Raw genomic sequence first — 1,028 nt, 5'->3', positions numbered from 1 at the left:
TTCTTCAAGATTGGCTGCTGTATTTTCTGATCTTCTTGATAAATCTTTATTACCTGCCGCTAAATTATTAGCTGCTAATGACATTTTATCTGCATTATTTAAAGTTGTTTCTATTACTTCTATAAGTTTTGTACGCATAGAGGTAAATGATCTTGATAATATTCCTAATTCATCTCTTCTATTTAGAGGTTTTCTATTAATTACAAGTTTTCCCTCCTCTATTTCTTTAGCCTCTTCTACTATTATATTTAAAGGTTTTATTATACTTCTAGTAAATAGAAATACTACCAATGTCATAAGTACCATAGATATTATACCTATTATAATACTTGTTACAAGTATAGATTTATTTATCTCATAAATTTCTTCCTCGTCCATAGCATAAGCTACTATCCAAGGATGAATTTTCATTTTTTTATAATATCCTAATCTTTTATGGTTATTAAAACTATATTCCACATTTCCTTCTAAACTTCCAGACTTAAATATATTATCATATTCATTAGGAGCATCTTTAGCTATCTCATTTGAATCTGTATCCATTACAACTTTAAGCTGATCATTAACGGCTACTATTCTTCCACTTCTTCCAAGCTTTATATTGCTGAAATAATTTTTATGTATAATAGATGATCTAACTATTAATACCAAATATCCTATAATATTATTTTCAAAATCTAATATTTGAGTACCAATAGATACAGTATACTCGCCTGTATCCGCTGATTTTCTCATATTATTTCCAATAGAATATTCCTCACCAGCTTTTAATTTATTCCACATACCAGGCCTAAATTCTGCCATACTTTGTCCTGTTAATTCATTTTTTTTATCCAATAATATACTGCCATCTACATCTACAACATAAATATTTTCTAAATACTCATTTCTTTTTATGAATAAATTTAAATCCATCAATCCTAAACTTCTATAATTTTTATCTCTATTTATAAGATAATTTCTGATATTAGCACTGCTTGAATAAGCTACTGAAACCATAACCTGAGCATTTAATATAGAATTAAATA

1 protein-coding gene is annotated in these 1,028 nt (G+C 26.8%); it reads right to left on the bottom strand.

Annotated elements, in window-relative coordinates:
* A partial coding sequence (locus tag EZH24_RS12490; RefSeq protein ID WP_137999378.1) for a cache domain-containing protein occupies positions 1-1,028 on the bottom strand: 1,028 nt, incomplete at both ends.

Source organism: Brachyspira catarrhinii, from assembly GCF_005518285.1.
GTDB lineage: Bacteria > Spirochaetota > Brachyspiria > Brachyspirales > Brachyspiraceae > Brachyspira > Brachyspira catarrhinii.
The sequence above is the reverse complement of the archived record's forward strand: the minus strand, read 5'-3'. Positions and strand labels throughout refer to the sequence as shown.